The sequence below is a fragment of the Nitrobacter sp. NHB1 genome, assembly GCF_036964665.1.
Classification (GTDB): Bacteria; Pseudomonadota; Alphaproteobacteria; order Rhizobiales; family Xanthobacteraceae; genus Nitrobacter.
This window is the reverse complement of record NZ_JBAMDA010000001.1, coordinates 774,433-791,752: the sequence shown is the minus strand read 5'-3', so window position 1 is coordinate 791,752 and position 17,320 is coordinate 774,433. Positions and strand designations below refer to the sequence as shown.

Sequence of the window (17,320 nt, the reverse complement as noted above, 5' to 3'; positions counted from 1 at the left end):
TCTCAATGAACACGTTGCGACGCGGTCGCGTTCAGGCGGCGAAAACGATCTTGCCAGAATGCGCTTGAGGTTCCGAACACGTTGTACCCAACGTGGGAGGCGACCTTGATGCGATCCAGAATGGAAAGCTCTGTCAGCGTCTCGAAGCGGCCGTTGGCCGGATCGTGCACGATCAGCGTTAGCGGCGTCTGCTCAAGAATGTAGCGCGAAACGGTGTGGTTCCGGTCATTGCCGTGTTCCTCGCACAGGATCACGGCATCGCCTTGCAGCACGCGGGTGCCACCCTTGATGGCTTCGATCTCGACGCCTTCAACGTCGAGCTTGATGAGGTGCTTGCCATCGGGCGAAATTCGGCCGTCGTCGAGCAGGTTATCGAGCGTCAGCACCGGCACGTTCTCCCCGCCGGCATCGGCGTCGCCGGCGATGCTGAAGGCTTCGTGCTTGGTGCCGGACAAGCGCGCAGTGCCGCGGGTCGCGCCAATGGCGCTCTGCATCACCTCGAAGCGGTTGCCGTTAATGTCAGCGTTATTCGACAGCCTGACGAAATTCTTCGACGACGGCTCGATCGCGATCGCCTTGCGCGATCCGAACGGCTTGCTGGACACCAGCACCGACCAGTAGCCGTAATTGGCGCCGCAATCGAGCAGCGTGTAGTCGACGTCGGCGGAAGCGCGAAACAGCAGTTCAAGCTCCTCTTCATACTTGAAGGAGCGATTGAGCAGCTTGCTCCAATAACCGTCGCCATAGGGAAACGCGAACGTGGCGTCGGAATTGAGCCTGACGGCGATATCACGCTCCGGCAACGTCTTGCGCAACAGGTTGGCGCACCAGTTGTAGCCGCGATGCGAAAACAGCGACGACACCTTGGAACCTGCCACCAGCGCCAGCGACGCCGCGCGCTCCCAAGGGTTAGCTCCCTGAAGAACACCGGAGGTCCGGTCGAACTGGATCGGCGGCTGTGCGATCACCGGTCGACCTCTCCGAACACGATGTCGAGCGAACCGAGAATAGCGGAAACGTCCGCCAGCAGGTGGCCCTTGCAGATGAAATCCATCGCCTGCAGATGCGCAAAACCCGGCGCGCGGATCTTGCACTTGTATGGCTTGTTGCTGCCATCGGAAACGAGAAAGACGCCGAACTCTCCTTTGGGCGCTTCCACCGCCGCGTAGACCTCTCCGGCAGGAACGCGAAAGCCTTCGGTGTAAAGCTTGAAGTGATGGATCAACGCTTCCATCGAACGCTTCATTTCACCGCGACGCGGCGGGAAAATCTTGTTGTCTTCGATCGCCACCGGCCCCTGCCCGTCGGCGGCGCGCAACTTGGCGATGCACTGCTTCATGATCCGCGCCGATTGCCGCATCTCTTCCATGCGGATGAGATAGCGATCGTAGCAGTCGCCGTTCTTACCGATCGGAATATCGAAGTCCATTTCGGCATAGCATTCGTAGGGTTGCGCCTTGCGCAAATCCCAGGCAGCACCGGAGCCGCGGACCATGACGCCGGAGAAACCCCATTCCCAGGCCTGCTTCAAGCTGACCACGCCGATATCGACGTTGCGTTGCTTGAAAATGCGGCTGTCGGTCAGCAACGCATCGAGATCAGCCACGACCTGAAGGAACGGATCGCACCAGGCGTCGATGTCATCGATCAGCTTCGGCGGCAGGTCCTGATGCACGCCGCCGATGCGGAAATATGCGGCATGCATCCGCGAGCCCGAGGCGCGCTCGTAGAACATCATCAGCTTCTCGCGTTCCTCGAAGCCCCACAGCGGCGGCGTGAGCGCACCGACATCCAGCGCCTGCGTAGTAACATTGAGAAGGTGCGAGAGAATGCGGCCGATCTCGCAGTAGAGCACCCGGATCAACTGTCCGCGGCGGGGCACCGCGATCCCCAGCAGCTTTTCGGCAGCGAGACAGAAAGCATGCTCCTGGTTCATCGGCGCGACATAATCGAGCCGATCGAAGTACGGTATCGCCTGAAGGTAGGTCTTTTGCTCGATCAGCTTCTCGGTGCCGCGGTGAAGCAGACCGATGTGGGGATCGACGCGCTCGACCACCTCACCATCCAGCTCCAGCACCAGGCGCAACACGCCGTGCGCCGCCGGATGCTGCGGGCCGAAATTGATGGTGAAGTTGCGCATACCGGGAGTTTCGGTACCAAGTGCTTCGGTCATCAGCCACCCGCCTTGCCGCCGGTCGCCTTCTCGTCACCCGGCAGCGGATAGTCCGCGCCTTCCCACGGCGACATGAAATCGAATTTGCGGAATTCCTGATTGAGACGCACCGGCTCGTACACGACCCGCTTCTCGGCATCGTCGTAACGCACCTCGACGAAACCCGTCAGCGGAAAATCCTTGCGTAGCGGATGTCCTTCGAACCCATAGTCGGTCAACAAACGCCGCATGTCGGGGTGGCCGGTGAATATCACGCCGTAGAGGTCGTAGGTCTCGCGTTCGAACCAGTCTGCGCCGGGAAACACATCGATCAACGATGGCACCTGCGTGGTCTCCGAGGCCTGGGCGTTCAGACGAATGCGGGTATTCAGCGTCGGCGACAGGAAGTGATAGACCACGTCAAAGCGCTTCTCGCGGCCCGGATAGTCGACCGCGGTCACGTCGGTGATGTTGACGAAGCGGCAACGCTGATCGTCGCGGATGAAACGAGCGACCTCGACAATCTTCGCGACCTCGACCGTGATACTCAATTGACCGAACGCCAGGGAATGGCCGATGGCCGCGCCCGGAAGCGTGGCAACGATCATCTGACCCAAGGCATCGAGCCTGCTGTCGTCCATTCCTTCAAACCTTTAACGTTCGATAGTTCCAGTTCGCCGGATCTTTTTCTGCAACAGCAGAATGCCGTAGAGAAGCGCTTCAGCCGTCGGCGGACAGCCCGGCACGTAGACATCGATCGGCACGATCCGGTCGCAGCCGCGCACCACCGAATAGGAATAGTGGTAGTAGCCGCCACCGTTGGCGCACGATCCCATCGAGATAACGTAGCGCGGTTCCGGCATCTGGTCGTAGACCTTGCGCAGCGCGGGCGCCATCTTGTTGGTCAGCGTGCCGGCGACGATCATCACGTCCGACTGCCGCGGCGAGGCGCGCGGTGCAAAGCCGAAGCGCTCGACATCATAGCGCGGCATCGAAACCTGCATCATCTCGACCGCGCAGCAGGCAAGACCGAAGGTCATCCACATCAGCGAGCCGGTGCGCGCCCAGGTGATGAGGTCGTCGGTCGCGGCGACGAAGAAGCCCTTGTCGGACAGTTCGTGATTGACCTCGAGGAAATACGGATCGCTGGCTCCCACCGGCCGGCCGGTCCGGGGATCCAGAATCGAGGCCGCTGCCGGAGCCACGCGAGGACCGCCGACGGAGAACGCAGCATTCGCGACCTTCGTGCCAGGAGAGCTCAATCCCATTCGAGCGCGCCTTTCTTCCATTCGTAGGCAAAGCCGACGGTCAACACGCCAAGAAAGACGATCATCGACCAGAAGCCCGTCGCTCCAAGCTTGCCGAGCGTGACCGCCCAGGGAAACAGGAATGCGACTTCAAGGTCAAAAATGATGAAAAGAATAGCTACCAGGTAAAATCTGACGTCGAACTTCATCCGGGCATCGTCGAATGCGTTGAACCCGCACTCATAGGCCGAAAGCTTCTCCGGGTCAGGCTGCTGGTAGGCGACAATAAAGGGAGCGATCAGTAGCACAGCGCCGATCACGGCCGCTATACCGATAAACACCACAAGCGGAAGATAGTTCTGCAAAATGCCGCCCATCGGCGCTTCCCCTCGCTGCGGACGCTCGACCCGCAGATTTGTTAGACTATTGGAACTTTTGAGAGGCTTTAGCCCAGTGCAACAGGGGTGGCAAGATAGCCTATTTTGACGCACCCGGGACCGAGGTTTTGCGGGTTGACAAGACACTTCGGCCGAAAATCCCGCCTGCCAAACCCCTTGCCCCGCGCGTTCCATCGGACACCACGCCGGCGTCCGGGAATCAGGCAAATGAAACCATTTTGGAGAGCCCGCGAAGCGTAGCTGAAACAAACCGCATTTATTGCTCTGTCCGACGGCGCACGGCGGTGCCGGGAGACAGGAGGCGACCATGAACCACTCGATCCAAAGCGCGGACCGCGCCACCCACCTGAAGATCGTGGTCGTCGCACTCTTCGTAGGCGCCATGCTGACAGTTTTCGGCACTTCCCTCCGTCCGAGCACCGACTTCGTCCAGACCGTGCATGTGATCAAGGCCGGTCAGCCAACGATGATATCCAGTTCGGGGACATCCCTGGTGAGGTGATCTTGCCTGGTGAGGTGATCCTGGATTTCGGCTCGGTGACCAAAGCGGCTATAGGGCGGCTTTGCCTATCGATGTCAGGCCGCGAGGACCGCCCCAGCGTTACTGAAGCTTACATCACCGGCGTTTTACGTCGCCGGAGCCTTGCGTCAGAGCCGAGCGTTGGAGATCAAGCCGGAAAACACTGGCGCGAGAGACGGGACTCGAACCCGCGACCTCCGCCGTGACAGGGCGGCGCTCTAACCAACTGAGCTACTCCCGCGGATGTCGTATCCGCACAGAGCCGAGGACTTAAAGGCGGGGCCTTTCCAAGTCAAGGCAGTTGCGAATCCCCTTGGCTGACAGGCATTTTTGAGCGGTCGATGCAAAAAACCGGCTGTTTACAGGCAAAACGGCGTGGTCGGTGCCTCCCCGAATCAACCAAGGCCTGATACGCTTTGCGTCCCGAAGCCATCAACGACGAGGAGGGCCATATATGGCGAAGAAAGCAGCGACCCCGAGCACCGTGACGCTGAAGCATCTCGCGGCGGCATTGGCCGAGGACCATGAATTGTCGAAGAAGGCCTCCGAGGCCATCTTGAGCGACATGGTCACCCGCATCACCAAGCACCTCAAGAAGGGCGATCGGATCCGCATCGTCGGTCTCGGCATTCTTCAGGTCCGCAAGCGCGCCGCCCGCAAGGGCCGCAACCCGGCCACCGGCGAGGAAATTCAGATCAAGGCCTCCAAGAAGGTCGCATTTCGCGCTGCAAAAGAACTCAAGGAAGCCATCTAACCAGAACGCGGATCAGGACGCTCCGGTTTAACCGCCGGGGGATCCGCCTGCCCGACCGATCGCAATGAGCAAAGGCCGGAACGGCAGATTTGGTTGGCCTGATTTCCTGTATAGACGGCCCCTGCCCTGAGATACGATGGCCGCTCCCATGACATTCAAGCACACGGTGACGGAGCGCTTCCTGCGTTATGTCGTCATCGACACCCAGTCGGACCCGACATCCTCCACGTGTCCGTCCACCGAGAAGCAGAAGAATCTTGGACACCTGCTGGTGCGCGAGTTGCACGAGATCGGCATCGCGGATGCCCACCTCGACCGGCAGGGTTACGTCTATGCGACGATTCCCGCGAACAGTTCCAAGCGGGTCCCCGTCATTTGCTTCTGCTCCCACATGGACACGTCGCCGGATTGTTCAGGAACAAACGTCAGACCGCAGATCGTCAGGGATTATCGCGGCGGCGACATCAAGCTCTGCGGCGATCGGTCGCAGGTGATTCGCGTCAACGACAACCCGGCGCTGGCCGATCAGGTCGGCAATGACATCGTTACGTCGGATGGCACCACGCTGCTCGGCGCCGACAACAAGGCGGGCGTCGCCGAAATCATGGATGCCGCACAGATTCTGCTTGCCGATCCCCGGATCCAGCACGGCGCCATCAAAATCCTGTTTACGCCCGACGAGGAAATCGGGCGTGGCGTCGACAAGGTCGATCTGGAAAAACTGGGCGCAGACTTCGCTTACACCGTTGACGGAGAGACTGCGGGTCATATCGAGGACGAGACCTTCTCGGCCGATGGCGCCGTTATTACGATCGAGGGCGTCAGCGCCCATCCCGGCTTCGCCAAGGGCAGGATGGAACATGCGATCAAGATCGCATCCCGTATTGTGGAGCGGCTTCCGAAAGACACCTGCTCGCCCGAGACCACCGACGGCCGCGAGGGATTCCTGCATCCGACCGGCATCAGCAGCACGCTGGAGCGTGCGACACTCAGCTTTATCGTGCGCGATTTCACCGATGGCGGGCTGAAGGAAAAGGAAACTCTGCTGGAGGGAATCGTCCGTGGTGTCATGGCGGATTTTCCGCACTCGACGTATCGGCTGGACATCCAGCCGCAGTATCGCAACATGAAACAGATTGTGGATCGTCATCCCGATATCGTCGACAACGCCATGGAAGCGATCCGCCGCGCCGGTCTCGAACCGGTCAAGGGCAGCATTCGCGGCGGCACCGACGGCTCGCGGCTGTCGTTCATGGGGCTTCCCTGTCCCAATATCTTCGCCGGCGAGCACGCGTTCCATTCACGCACCGAATGGGTCAGCGTGCAGGACATGGAAGCCGCGGTCCGGACTATCGTGCATCTCGCAGCGATCTGGGAAGAGCGCGCCTGAAGGCTCTGATATCGCGGTCAATGATGGCGTTTTGGATGCCACGCCATGATCGGAAGAGCGCGCAACGACATCGTTAATCTTTCCTAAACGCCAGGAGATATGATCCTCGAATCAACGAGGATTCAAAAATGCTGCGCACCATCCTGCTTGCGGTCATCGGCCTCGCCGCCACGGGAGCGACGGTGTCAGCCGCTGACCTTCCGGTGCATAGCCGCATCGGCGCGATCTTCGCCGAGCCTGCTCCGTCTCCGCGTGCCCGTGTCGTGCGTGAGAAGGAGAAGGATTATCCCGAGAGCGCGCTCTACCGTTTTCGGATTCCTCCGCCGGTGCCCGGCTATTACGGGAGGCCGAACGATTTCTACTATCGCCCCTACTACGAAGATCGGTCGGCGATCTCGTTCTATTTCGACCGGTTACCATACGCTTGCGGACTGTACGGATATTGCTAGTCCGCCATCATGGGTTGCGCGCGGTCACGATCCAGATCGATGCTGGAAGCACGACCGCCTGCCCTTTGACGAACGGAGCAAGCGCTTCACGGATCGACCTCGTCGCCGCGGCGATGACATCAACAGGCTGCCCCTCAAGCGCACGGCTGGCCGGACCGATCTGAAGCGCGGACTCGACCGCGGCGTCGAGCCCGCTGCCGACCGAAATGTCCAATGCGAGGTCGCAAGCTTCCATTGCTATTTCGGAGAAACCGGCCTGGCCGAGAATACGGTGAACGCGCGCTTCGGACGCGAACGAGAACGGGCCGGGGTCTTCCGGTCCGAGTTCGGGAAGTTTCGGAACATGGTTGTAGGCCGCCTGGAGCGGGGCCATGAGCCATGGATTGAGCCGCGGCTCCCGCCAGCATGCGAATGTCAGCCGGCCGCCCGGCCGCAACGCCTGGCGCAGGTTGGCGAACGACACGGCCGGCTCCGCAAAGAACATCACGCCGAACCGGGAGGCAATCAGATCGGACCGTGCCGCTTCGAACGGATGCACCGTGGCGTCGGCGAGCAGGAACTCCACCGGAGCGCCTTCCGGTGCGACTTGCCCGGCCCGCTCCAGCATCGGCGCCGAGATATCGACGCCCAGAACGCGGCCAGTAGCACCGACTTGTTCCGCAAATGCCCGCGTGGTGGCGCCGCAACCACAGCCGACATCGATGATGCGTTCGCCCGGCACGGCTTGGGCGCGATCGAGCAGGATGGCTGACACCGGCGCCAGCATCGTATCCTGCACCTGCTGCCGGTCGACCCAACGCTGGCCGCCGGGCCCATTCCAGTAAGCGATCTGTTCCGGGTCCTGCGCGTGAGGGATTTCCGCCATCGCTGCTCCCGCGAGAATCTGAAATCAACAGAGAACTGGTGGGCGGCGAGAGATTCGAACTCCAAACCTCTCCGTTCAAACGAGACCGCCCGTCACGAAATCAATGACTTAACGATGGTTTTGACGGAGGTAAACCGTGAACGATTCAGCAACTTGCGGGATTGGCGAAATCTCCCTACTGCTCGCCGTCCAAAGTTGAAATAGGCCACGCGAGGGCTGTAACCGTGAGCCATGGTCGCGTAAAGGTACCGACCTGCGCTTGGGATGGCGCCATGGGAGACTAACCGGCCTTCGTGCGCAAGAAAGATGCGCGGCTTATGATCGCGCACTCGACCAGGATGGAGAGATGAGATGGAAGACGAGGAAGATAAGCGGATTGTTGAGCATGGCCCTTCCATCGGCGAATACCGCCGGGAGTCAATTCCGGAATACATCATCGATGCGAACGGCGATCGGTTTGAGTTTGATCGCATTGCACTGGAGGGCTACGGCGGGCTTGAACCGTCGCAGCTAGCCCGGAACGAATGCCTTATGTCGCCAGGTTTGATCTATCGTAAAGTTTCGTGATCGACCTGCGCCGAATGGCGTAAGATAGATAGCTGCGCCAGCGCAAGGTCTTGATTTGTGGTAGGCGGCGAGAGATTCGAACTCCCGACCCTCTCGGTGTAAACGAGATGCTCTAACCAGCTGAGCTAGCCGCCCGCGCCTCCTGTTTAGCTCCGACACGCCCCTGCACGCAAGCCGGCGCCGGCCGTAGTTGCAGCGCGGGTTCATCGGCAACGTCTTTGTGGATCGGTCTTCGCGCGAAAGTCAGGAATCCGAAGTCTCATTGTCGGTCGATATCCGCGATCATCCGGCAGGCATAACCGGCTCATAAAGCAAACGGCGCCCTCTCGGGGGCGCCGTTTCGTTGGTTGGCTCAAGACGTTCAGTGCGCGGTCAGACCGCCGGCGGCCTCGTCAGTCGCATCGGTGACCGGAAGCTTGGGATCCTCTTCCCAGACAATCGGCTTCGGCTGCCGCACCAGCGCCCTCCTGATCACCTCGTCCATCCGCGCGACCGGAATGATGTCCAGCCCACCCTTGATGGCGTCTGAGATCTCCGTCAGATCCTTGGCATTTTCGTCGGGTATCAGCACCGTCTTGATGCCGCCTCTAGCAGCAGCCAGAAGCTTCTCCTTCAGGCCGCCGATCGGCAACACCCTGCCGCGCAGCGTGATCTCGCCCGTCATCGCGATGTCGTGCCGGATCGGAATTCCGGTCAGCACCGACACGATCGTCGTTGCCATCGCCACGCCGGCCGAAGGACCGTCCTTCGGAGTAGCTCCCTCGGGAACATGGACGTGGATATCGCGCCGCTCGAACAGCGGCGGCTCGATCCCGAAGGTGATCGCGCGCGAGCGGACATAGGACGCCGCCGCCGAGATCGATTCCTTCATCACGTCGCGCAGGTTGCCGGTGACCGTCATGCGCCCCTTGCCGGGCATCATCACACTTTCGATCGTCAGCAACTCGCCCCCGACGTCGGTCCACGCCAGACCGGTCACGACGCCGACCTGATCGTCGCTCTCGATCTCGCCGTAACGATACTTCGGCACTCCGAGAAATTCCTCGACGGCCTTCTCGGTGACCTTGACCGACTTCCTCTTCGACAGCATCAGCTCCTTCACCGCCTTGCGGGCAAGCGTGGAGAGCTCGCGCTGCAGGTTTCGTACGCCCGCTTCGCGGGTGTAGCGACGGATGATGAGCAGAAGCGAGTCGTCATCGATCGACCACTCCTTCGAATCCAGGCCGTGCTTGGCGAGCGAGTTCGGGATGAGATGCTTGCGGGCGATCTCGACCTTCTCGTTCTCGGTGTAGCCGGCGATCCGGATGATCTCCATGCGGTCCATCAATGGCCCGGGAATATTCAGCGTATTCGCGGTCGTGAGGAACATCACGTTGGACAGATCGTAATCGACCTCCAGATAATGATCGTTGAACGTCGAATTCTGCTCGGGATCGAGAACCTCAAGCAGAGCCGACGACGGATCGCCGCGGAAATCGGCGCCCATCTTGTCGATCTCGTCCAGCAAAAACAGCGGATTCGAGGTCTTGGCCTTGCGCATCGACTGGATGATCTTGCCGGGCATCGAGCCGATATAGGTCCGACGGTGACCGCGGATCTCGGCCTCGTCGCGCACGCCGCCGAGCGACACGCGCACGAATTCGCGGCCGGTCGCCCGCGCGATCGACTTGCCGAGCGAGGTCTTGCCGACACCGGGCGGACCGACGAGGCACAGGATCGGTCCGGTCAGCTTGTTGGCGCGCGACTGCACCGCGAGATACTCGACGATACGGTCCTTGACCTTTTCAAGCCCGTAATGGTCGGCGTCCAGCACTTCCTGCGCTGCGTTGAGATCCTTTTTGACCTTGGACTTTTTGCCCCACGGAATCGATATCAGCCAGTCCAGATAGTTGCGCACTACGGTTGCTTCGGCCGACATCGGAGACATCTGCCGCAGCTTCTTCAGCTCGTGCTGGGCCTTCTCGCGAGCTTCCTTCGAGAGCTTGGTCTTGGCGATCTTCTCTTCCAGATCGGCGAGTTCGTCACGGCCCTCGTCGTCGCCGAGTTCCTTCTGGATCGCCTTCATCTGCTCGTTGAGATAATACTCGCGCTGGGTCTTCTCCATCTGGCGCTTGACGCGCGAGCGGATGCGCTTCTCGACCTGCAGGACCGAAATCTCGCTCTCCATCAGACCGAGCACCTTTTCCAGACGCGCCGTCACCGACAGCGTTTCCAGGATGCCCTGACGATCCGCGATCTTGGCGGCGAGGTGCGAAGCTACGGTATCGCCGAGCTTGGCGAAATCCGCGATCGCCTGCACGACCCCCACGACCTCGGGCGAGATCTTCTTGTTCAGCTTCACATAGCTTTCGAAATCCGACACGACCGAACGCGCCAGCGCTTCGGCTTCGACGCTGCTGGTGTCAGCATCGGCGAGCGCGACGGCTTCGGCCTCATAGTAATCGGTGCGATCGGAGTATTTGGTGACGCGCGCGCGGTCCAATCCCTCGACCAGCACCTTCACCGTGCCGTCGGGAAGCTTCAGCAGTTGCAGCACACTGGCGAGCGTTCCGATTTTATAGATCGAATCCGGCTCAGGATCGTCGTCCGACGCGTTCTTCTGCGTCGCCAGCATGATCAGCGCATCGTTCTTCATGACCTCTTCGAGCGCCTTGATCGATTTCTCGCGGCCGACGAACAGCGGCACGATCATATGCGGGAAAACGACAATGTCGCGAAGCGGCAGCACCGCGTAAGTATGGCTTTCTCCGTGAACGATAGCTGGCCTGGGTTTTGAGGCGGTCATGGCCTTGTTCCTTTTGTTGCGCCCCCTTGTACGCAGCCCGCAGATCGTGCGCAACCGCCACAAGGTGCCGAGTTTCCTGGAGAAGTATGGGCCTTTTGCGAACCGATGGCCTCACCTGCCCTGGATCGTGAAGCAGCGAACGCACATGCGTCGCCGCCGACAGCATTAGGTGGCCATCGACCACCGGCGTGTCAAGTGAAGGAAAGTGGCGGCTTCCAGGGACTACATGGCCGTCGCTCGTATAGCCGGCGACCGCCGCGCGGAACGACCGGCAGCGACGCTTCGCGGCGACAGGAGCGCCTCGATCAGGCGCTGGCGCTGGTCTCGCTCGCGCGATCCGAGCGGTCCGCGTAAATGTACAGCGGCCGCGCGGTTCCCTCAACCACTTCGCGCGAGATCACGACCTCCTCGACCCCTTCCAGACCCGGAAGATCGAACATGGTCTCGAGCAGGATGCTCTCGAGAATCGAACGCAACCCGCGCGCGCCGGTCTTGCGCTCGATCGCCTTGCGTGCGATCGCACCCAGCGCCTCGTCGGCAAACGTCAGTTCGATATTCTCCATCTCGAACAACCGCTGATACTGTTTCACCAGCGCATTCTTCGGGTCGGTCAGGATCTTCTTCAGCGACGCTTCGTCGAGATCCTCGAGCGTGGCGACAACGGGCAGACGCCCGACGAACTCCGGGATAAGGCCGTACTTCAGCAAATCCTCCGGCTCGACATGCCTGAAGATTTCACCGGTGCGGCGATCTTCCGGTGCAAGCACCTGCGCAGCGAAACCGATCGACGTGGTCCGTCCGCGCGCGGAGATGATCTTCTCGAGGCCGGAGAACGCACCGCCGCAAATGAAGAGGATGTTCGTCGTATCGACCTGCAGGAACTCCTGCTGCGGATGCTTGCGGCCTCCCTGCGGCGGCACGCTCGCGACAGTTCCTTCCATGATTTTCAGCAACGCCTGCTGCACGCCCTCACCCGATACGTCACGCGTAATCGAGGGATTGTCGGACTTGCGCGAAATCTTGTCGATCTCGTCGATGTAGACGATACCGCGCTGCGCACGCTCGACATTGTAGTCCGCGGACTGCAACAGCTTCAGGATAATGTTCTCGACGTCCTCGCCGACATAGCCGGCTTCGGTCAGCGTCGTCGCATCCGCCATCGTAAACGGAACATCGAGAATTCGCGCCAGCGTCTGCGCAAGCAGCGTCTTGCCGGATCCGGTCGGGCCGATCAGCAGGATGTTCGACTTCGCGAGTTCGACGTCGTTGTGCTTGGTCTGATGATTGAGCCGCTTGTAGTGGTTGTGGACAGCGACCGAGAGCACCTTCTTGGCATGGCCTTGCCCGATGACGTAGTCGTCCAGGACCTTGCAGATTTCCTTCGGAGTCGGAATGCCGTCGCGCGATTTCACCAGCGAGGATTTGTTCTCCTCGCGAATGATATCCATGCAGAGTTCAACGCATTCGTCACAGATAAATACGGTGGGTCCCGCAATCAGCTTGCGTACTTCGTGCTGACTCTTGCCGCAAAACGAACAATACAGCGTGTTCTTGGAGTCGCCCGTACCGACCTTACTCATTCCTGTCTCCGTCCGCCGTTCGGTCTCGCCTGTTTGCCTGCTCGCCTGCTACGTTCCGGCACATCCGGGGAAGCAGGGTTAGATATGAGCAAAGTCCGCACCAGGAAAGACCCTGCGCTCTCAATCCCGCGCGAATCGCGGTTAATTCGATTCTCCTGCGCATACTCGCTAGCTGAACCCAGCTAGCGAACCACGGTGACCGCCGACTATCAAGAATTCACTAATCGGCCGGCCTTCCGCATCATGACAATAGCGCGATTTGGCTCGACAACGCGACTCTCTTTGACCAAATTCAGCGCAGCGTTGCGCTATTGTCACGCCAGTCAAGCGGAAACGCCATGAAAAAGGAACTTTTCAGAAAGTATCGCGCCGTGATCGCCGGCGGCGCCGGGTTGGGCCGAATCAACCGGCCCGTTCAGCCCACACTATGAAGTTTTGGGGGCAGCCGGCTCTTCAGCACGCTTGTCGATCACCTTGTCGACAAGGCCGAAATCGCGGGCCATCTCGGCGGTGAGGAACTTGTCGCGCTCAAGCGCATCCTCGATCGCCTTGTAGGTCTGTCCCGTGTGCTTGACGTAGATCTCGTTGAGCCGCTTCTTGAGATTCAGGATTTCCTGAGCGTGCAGCATGATGTCCGTCGCCTGACCCTGGAAGCCGCCGGAAGGCTGGTGCACCATGATGCGCGCGTTCGGCAGCGCATGGCGCATATCCTTCTCGCCGGCAGCCAGCAGCAACGAGCCCATCGACGCGGCCTGTCCCGTACACAACGTTGCGACCGGCGGACGAATGAACTGCATCGTGTCGTAGATCGCGAGGCCCGATGTCACCACGCCGCCCGGCGAATTGATGTACATCGAGATTTCCTTCTTGGGATTCTCAGCCTCAAGGAACAAGAGCTGCGCGACGACCAGCATCGACATGTTGTCCTCGACCGGCCCGGTCAGGAAGATGATGCGTTCCTTCAGCAGCCGGGAGAAGATGTCGTAAGACCTCTCGCCGCGGTTGGTCTGCTCGACCACCATCGGCACGAGGTTCATATAGGTTTCCACTGGATCGCGCATTGATCACCTAAAAGTTTGTGTCAGCAGTTAGCGGCGACGGACATCCGAGCCAAAACCGACAGTCTCCGGCTTTTCCGGTGCGGACGAACGTCCCGTGATGCAGGACTCGGCAAGCACGGCCCACAGATATGAGCCGATCGCTCGGGCGACAAGGGAGCCGCGCCGCGGCGACCGAACCTAGTGGTCCGATTCGAACATTCGCATCCACTCCACCAGTTCAAACCGATTCGCAGCGCATGACCTAGCGTTGACGGCGTCGCGACGCTGGTTTCGACCAATATCCTTAATATCCGGCACGGGCCGGACCCGAGGCCCGATCGACGCGCGGCCCGTCAGGCCTCGGCACTGTGTGCCTCGTGATCCTTAAAGAGATCCTCACGCGTCACCTTCTTTTCCGTAACGGTGGCGAGTTCGAGAATGAAGTCAACCACCTTGTTTTCGAACAGCGGCGCACGAACCTGAGCCAGGGCCTGGGGGTTTTTCTGATAGTAGCTCCAGATCTCCTTCTCCCGCCCCGGCGTCTGGCGGGCGCGACTGACCACTGCGCGATTGATTTCGTCATCAGTGACCTTGATCCCGTTCTTTTCGCCGATATCGGAAAGCACGAGGCTGAGCCGTACCCGGCGGTCGGCGATCTGGCGATACTCAACCCTTGCGGCCTCTTCGGTGGTATTCTCGTCGGCAAAGGTCTTCTTGTTCGTCTCCATCTCCGTCGTGATCGACTTCCACACCTGTTCGAATTCCTCGTCGACCAGCGACGGCGGCGCGTCGAACTTGTGCGTATCGTCGAGACGATCGAGCAGCGCGCGCTTGAGGTGCTGCCTCATCGCGCGGGCAAATTCGGCGCCGAGTTGCTCGCGGACGACTTGCTTCAACTGATCGAGTTCCTCCAGACCGAGCAACTTGGCGAACTCGTCGTCGATCTTGATGTCCTGCGGTGCCTCGATCAGGCTGGCGGTGGTCTCGAACTCTGCATCCTTCCCGGCAAGTTCGTTGTCCATATAGTTGTTGGGAAAGGACGTCTTGACGATGCGAGTCTCGCCGGCGCCGATCCCGATCAACTGCTCCTCGAATCCCGGAATGAGGGCGTTCGACCCGAGCACGACCAGAACGTCATCGCTACTGCCGGCCTCGAACAGCTCGCCGTCGATGGTGCCCTTGAACGAGATGGTGACGCGATCGCCATTCTCGGCCTTGGCGCCCTCCGCCCTGGCGGAGTAGCTGCGGTTCTGATCTGCGATCCGCTGGATGGCCTCGTCGACGTCGGTGTCGGAGACATCGACCACCGGCTTTTCGAGGTTGAAGGTCTTGAAGTCCGCAAGCTCGATCGCCGGTACGACTTCAATCGCCACGCTGTAGCTGAGGTCGGATTTGCCCGCGAGGATATCCTCGATCTCCTTCACCTCCGACGGCATCGTCACCTTGGGATTACCCGCAAGCTTGAAGCCGCGGTCGGTGGCGATCTGCATGTTCGTATCGCGGATCGTGTCCTCGATGGTCTCGATCATGACGGAGCGGCCGTACATCTTCTTGAGATGGCTGACCGGCACCTTTCCGGGACGAAAGCCGTCGAGTTTCACCTTGTCCTTGAGGTCGACCAGCCGCGCATCCGCCTTGGCCGTGATTTCAGCAGCCGGAATGCTGATCTGGAATTCGTGCCTCAGTCCCTCGGCGAGGGTTTCGTTCACCTGCATGGCGTCAATCTTCTTCCGCTTGGCCCGGCCGGAACGGCCGGATCATTGTCAATCGGTCGATGCGCGGCAAAACGCCTGCATCGGTGTATGGCCGGCATATATCCACCCGGATAGCTGCCTGAAATCGTTCTGCTCAAACGCTGTGGCGTTTGGTGCGGGCGGAGGGACTCGAACCCCCACAACTTTCGTCACTGGAACCTAAATCCAGCGCGTCTACCAATTCCGCCACGCCCGCTACGAGCATCAATCCGGCCTGCGATGCCGAGCATGATGCCGAAAATGCGAAGCGGCTTTCGGTAGACGTCATGCTCCAACGAGTCGAGATCGGGCGCACCAACGGCACCGGCCTCTCCCCCGGTATCATCAACGCGCTCAATGGGGCGGGCTTATAACATGAGGATACCGGTTCGCAGCAAAAAAATGGCCGTTCGGCCCGCCGGAGACTGCTGGACAGAACTCCGAGAACATGATCCGCATCGGCAATGACGCGCCGTCCTGTTCAGTTCACCCGGAGGCATCTGCTAGCGGGCTTCGGGGCTGCCGCCGTGGCGGGTCCAACGGCCGCGATCCACGCGCAATCGCGGCATCCGCAGCATCCGCAGATGCTTGCCTTTGATGCGGCGCCTGCCCCCCTTTTACTGGGGCCGGATCGACGCGAAACCGCGGTCTGGTCGCTGCGGACCGACGGGTCATCGGCAATCCCGCGTTTCCGCCAAAACGAGGGCTTCGACCTTGTCGTGAACAACGGCCTTCCGGCGCCGCTGGTCCTGAACTGGCACGGGATCGATGGCGTACCTTCCATCGAACCGTTGACCGCTCGACGGCCGGCGTCGTCGGGCGAATCCGACCGCTACTCGCTCCCGTTGCGTCAGGCCGGTACTTTTCTCTGCGATGGCCGCCTCCTCGGAGACGGTCTGGCGCAACCCTCGCCCGCACAGGCCCTGATCGTCGAGGAACGGACGCCGGTCGAGGTCGACCGCGACGAGGTCATGCTGATCGAGGACTGGCGGCTCGACGCCGAAGGATCTCCGGTTGCTCCCGGTCCCGGAGGAAAGAAGGCAGGAGCCCCAATTTATCTGGTCAACGGAAAGCCCTCGCTCGACCTCACATTGCGCCCCAACGAACGACTCAGACTCAGGTTCGTCAATGCCTGCCAACGCAATGCAATTGCTATCGGAATCAAGAATCTTGATGTTCGGGTCATGGCGATCGACAGTCAGCCGGCGGAACCGTTTCTGGCCCGCAACGGGCGAGTGGTGCTGGCCCCCGGGACCCGGATCGACGCCGTTATCGATGCGACGCTCCCCGCAGGAACGACATCAGCCGTCACCCTGCATGATGGCGGCAGTCCGCGACAGATCGCCCAACTGCACATTTCCACAGACAGCCCCGTTCGGCCCGCGCCATTGCCGGCGCCCGCTCCGTTGCCGTCCGAGAGCCTGCCGACCCGGCTCGATCTCAAGACTGCGCTCCGCGTCGACATGCCGCTGGCCTCCTCCGGAGAGGCTCCGACTTCGTGGGGTCCGCCGACGCACTTCAGTACGGGCTGGACCCCGGCGTTTCGCGCAAAGCGCGGCCGGCCCGTGGTGCTCGCGCTGACCAACCGGGCAGCAATCCCCATGGCATTTCATCTGCACGGCCATCACGCCCGTCTGCTCGACCGGCTCGACGACGGGTGGAAGCCGTTCTGGCTGGATACCGTGCTGGTCGATGCCGGGCAGACCCAGCGTATCGCTTTCGTCGCGGACGTGGCCGGGGCCTGGCTGGTCGAGACGATGGCCGTCGAATGGAACGCGCCGCGCCAGGTCCGCTGGTTCGCGGTGGAGTAGGATGGAGCCTGATTCAACTGCATTGCATC

At 60.8% G+C, this 17,320-nt stretch carries 16 protein-coding genes and 3 tRNA genes; 6 read left to right on the top strand and 13 right to left on the bottom strand.

What is annotated here, in order from left to right:
* Positions 1–2: 2 nt before the first annotated feature.
* Genes V4R08_RS03800 through V4R08_RS03780 form a run of 5 tightly spaced genes read right to left on the bottom strand, consistent with a single transcriptional unit; the run spans position 3 to position 3,776 of the window.
* Positions 3–965: an FkbM family methyltransferase gene (locus V4R08_RS03800; protein WP_335580172.1), complete on the bottom strand. Its 963-nt coding sequence runs from the start codon at positions 963–965 to the stop codon at positions 3–5.
* Positions 965–2,173 carry an NADH-quinone oxidoreductase subunit D gene (locus tag V4R08_RS03795; protein WP_335578113.1) on the bottom strand — a complete coding sequence of 403 codons (1,209 nt, stop codon included), beginning with the start codon at positions 2,171–2,173 and terminating at the stop codon, positions 965–967. The genes V4R08_RS03800 and V4R08_RS03795 overlap by 1 nt, the downstream gene beginning before the upstream one ends.
* On the bottom strand, positions 2,173–2,793 hold the full coding sequence (locus V4R08_RS03790; protein WP_335578112.1) for an NADH-quinone oxidoreductase subunit C: 621 nt from the start codon (positions 2,791–2,793) through the stop codon (positions 2,173–2,175). Before V4R08_RS03790 ends, V4R08_RS03795 begins: the two co-directional genes overlap by 1 nt.
* 12 nt (positions 2,794–2,805) lie before the next feature.
* Positions 2,806–3,420 (bottom strand): NuoB/complex I 20 kDa subunit family protein, encoded by a 615-nt coding sequence (locus tag V4R08_RS03785; protein ID WP_335578111.1) that lies wholly within the window; start codon positions 3,418–3,420, stop codon positions 2,806–2,808.
* Positions 3,411–3,776 carry an NADH-quinone oxidoreductase subunit A gene (locus V4R08_RS03780; protein WP_335578110.1) on the bottom strand — a complete coding sequence of 122 codons (366 nt, stop codon included), beginning with the start codon at positions 3,774–3,776 and terminating at the stop codon, positions 3,411–3,413. The genes V4R08_RS03785 and V4R08_RS03780 overlap by 10 nt, the downstream gene beginning before the upstream one ends.
* A 328-nt stretch (positions 3,777–4,104) precedes the next feature.
* Here V4R08_RS03780 and V4R08_RS03775 point away from each other — a divergent pair, with 328 nt between their 5' ends.
* Complete coding sequence (locus V4R08_RS03775) at positions 4,105–4,299, top strand: hypothetical protein (RefSeq protein WP_335578109.1); 195 nt, start codon at positions 4,105–4,107, stop codon at positions 4,297–4,299.
* 182 nt (positions 4,300–4,481) lie between these two features.
* Here V4R08_RS03775 and V4R08_RS03770 read toward each other — a convergent pair.
* Positions 4,482–4,558, bottom strand: a tRNA-Asp gene (locus V4R08_RS03770).
* Between the two features lie 213 nt (positions 4,559–4,771).
* Between V4R08_RS03770 and V4R08_RS03765 the strand changes: the two genes are divergently transcribed.
* The 3 genes from V4R08_RS03765 to V4R08_RS03755 all read left to right on the top strand — a co-directional run bounded on the left by V4R08_RS03765 (position 4,772) and on the right by V4R08_RS03755 (position 6,910).
* Positions 4,772–5,071, top strand: a complete 300-nt coding sequence (locus V4R08_RS03765) for an HU family DNA-binding protein (RefSeq protein WP_335578108.1) — start codon at positions 4,772–4,774, stop codon at positions 5,069–5,071.
* Positions 5,072–5,207: 136 nt separating this feature from the next.
* Complete coding sequence (pepT, locus tag V4R08_RS03760) at positions 5,208–6,461, top strand: peptidase T (protein WP_335578107.1); 1,254 nt, start codon at positions 5,208–5,210, stop codon at positions 6,459–6,461.
* A 128-nt stretch (positions 6,462–6,589) separates the two neighbouring features.
* Positions 6,590–6,910, top strand: a complete 321-nt coding sequence (locus tag V4R08_RS03755) for a hypothetical protein (protein WP_335578106.1) — start codon at positions 6,590–6,592, stop codon at positions 6,908–6,910.
* A 7-nt stretch (positions 6,911–6,917) separates the two neighbouring features.
* Here the strand turns inward: V4R08_RS03755 and V4R08_RS03750 are convergent, their stop codons facing one another.
* Positions 6,918–7,775: a class I SAM-dependent methyltransferase gene (locus V4R08_RS03750; protein ID WP_335578105.1), complete on the bottom strand. Its 858-nt coding sequence runs from the start codon at positions 7,773–7,775 to the stop codon at positions 6,918–6,920.
* 351 nt (positions 7,776–8,126) lie between these two features.
* On the opposite strand from V4R08_RS03750, the gene V4R08_RS03745 reads away from it, so the two are divergent.
* The gene (locus V4R08_RS03745; protein ID WP_335578104.1) at positions 8,127–8,342 is read left to right on the top strand and encodes a hypothetical protein; all 216 of its coding nucleotides are present in this window, start codon (positions 8,127–8,129) and stop codon (positions 8,340–8,342) included.
* Between the two features lie 58 nt (positions 8,343–8,400).
* Here V4R08_RS03745 and V4R08_RS03740 read toward each other — a convergent pair.
* The 6 genes from V4R08_RS03740 to V4R08_RS03715 form a co-directional block, all read right to left on the bottom strand.
* Positions 8,401–8,477 (bottom strand) — tRNA-Val (locus tag V4R08_RS03740).
* Between the two features lie 226 nt (positions 8,478–8,703).
* Positions 8,704–11,127 carry an endopeptidase La gene (gene lon, locus V4R08_RS03735; protein ID WP_335578103.1) on the bottom strand — a complete coding sequence of 808 codons (2,424 nt, stop codon included), beginning with the start codon at positions 11,125–11,127 and terminating at the stop codon, positions 8,704–8,706.
* A 305-nt stretch (positions 11,128–11,432) separates the two neighbouring features.
* Complete coding sequence (gene clpX / locus V4R08_RS03730; RefSeq protein WP_011510697.1) at positions 11,433–12,707, bottom strand: ATP-dependent Clp protease ATP-binding subunit ClpX; 1,275 nt, start codon at positions 12,705–12,707, stop codon at positions 11,433–11,435.
* 425 nt (positions 12,708–13,132) lie between these two features.
* On the bottom strand, positions 13,133–13,768 hold the full coding sequence (locus V4R08_RS03725) for an ATP-dependent Clp protease proteolytic subunit (protein WP_335578102.1): 636 nt from the start codon (positions 13,766–13,768) through the stop codon (positions 13,133–13,135).
* 332 nt (positions 13,769–14,100) lie between these two features.
* Entirely contained in the window at positions 14,101–15,462 is a 1,362-nt protein-coding gene (gene tig / locus V4R08_RS03720; protein WP_335578101.1) for a trigger factor, read from the bottom strand.
* A gap of 150 nt (positions 15,463–15,612) precedes the next feature.
* Positions 15,613–15,697 (bottom strand) — tRNA-Leu (locus tag V4R08_RS03715).
* Positions 15,698–15,944: 247 nt separating this feature from the next.
* On the opposite strand from V4R08_RS03715, the gene V4R08_RS03710 reads away from it, so the two are divergent.
* On the top strand, positions 15,945–17,291 hold the full coding sequence (locus V4R08_RS03710; RefSeq protein WP_335578100.1) for a multicopper oxidase family protein: 1,347 nt from the start codon (positions 15,945–15,947) through the stop codon (positions 17,289–17,291).
* Positions 17,292–17,320 lie beyond the last annotated feature (29 nt).

What these genes read in the sequence shown, in the direction of transcription:
- V4R08_RS03775 (WP_335578109.1), top strand. Translation starts at nt 4,105, where the DNA reads ATGAACCACTCGATCCAAAGCGCGGACCGCGCCACCCACCTGAAGATC.
- V4R08_RS03785 (WP_335578111.1), bottom strand. Translation starts at nt 3,420, where the DNA reads ATGGGATTGAGCTCTCCTGGCACGAAGGTCGCGAATGCTGCGTTCTCC.
- pepT (WP_335578107.1), top strand. Translation starts at nt 5,208, where the DNA reads ATGGCCGCTCCCATGACATTCAAGCACACGGTGACGGAGCGCTTCCTG.
- V4R08_RS03755 (WP_335578106.1), top strand. Translation starts at nt 6,590, where the DNA reads ATGCTGCGCACCATCCTGCTTGCGGTCATCGGCCTCGCCGCCACGGGA.
- V4R08_RS03725 (WP_335578102.1), bottom strand. Translation starts at nt 13,768, where the DNA reads ATGCGCGATCCAGTGGAAACCTATATGAACCTCGTGCCGATGGTGGTC.
- V4R08_RS03790 (WP_335578112.1), bottom strand. Translation starts at nt 2,793, where the DNA reads ATGGACGACAGCAGGCTCGATGCCTTGGGTCAGATGATCGTTGCCACG.
- V4R08_RS03710 (WP_335578100.1), top strand. Translation starts at nt 15,945, where the DNA reads ATGACGCGCCGTCCTGTTCAGTTCACCCGGAGGCATCTGCTAGCGGGC.
- V4R08_RS03795 (WP_335578113.1), bottom strand. Translation starts at nt 2,173, where the DNA reads ATGACCGAAGCACTTGGTACCGAAACTCCCGGTATGCGCAACTTCACC.
- V4R08_RS03750 (WP_335578105.1), bottom strand. Translation starts at nt 7,775, where the DNA reads ATGGCGGAAATCCCTCACGCGCAGGACCCGGAACAGATCGCTTACTGG.
- tig (WP_335578101.1), bottom strand. Translation starts at nt 15,462, where the DNA reads ATGCAGGTGAACGAAACCCTCGCCGAGGGACTGAGGCACGAATTCCAG.
- V4R08_RS03765 (WP_335578108.1), top strand. Translation starts at nt 4,772, where the DNA reads ATGGCGAAGAAAGCAGCGACCCCGAGCACCGTGACGCTGAAGCATCTC.
- V4R08_RS03780 (WP_335578110.1), bottom strand. Translation starts at nt 3,776, where the DNA reads ATGGGCGGCATTTTGCAGAACTATCTTCCGCTTGTGGTGTTTATCGGT.
- clpX (WP_011510697.1), bottom strand. Translation starts at nt 12,707, where the DNA reads ATGAGTAAGGTCGGTACGGGCGACTCCAAGAACACGCTGTATTGTTCG.
- V4R08_RS03745 (WP_335578104.1), top strand. Translation starts at nt 8,127, where the DNA reads ATGGAAGACGAGGAAGATAAGCGGATTGTTGAGCATGGCCCTTCCATC.
- lon (WP_335578103.1), bottom strand. Translation starts at nt 11,127, where the DNA reads ATGACCGCCTCAAAACCCAGGCCAGCTATCGTTCACGGAGAAAGCCAT.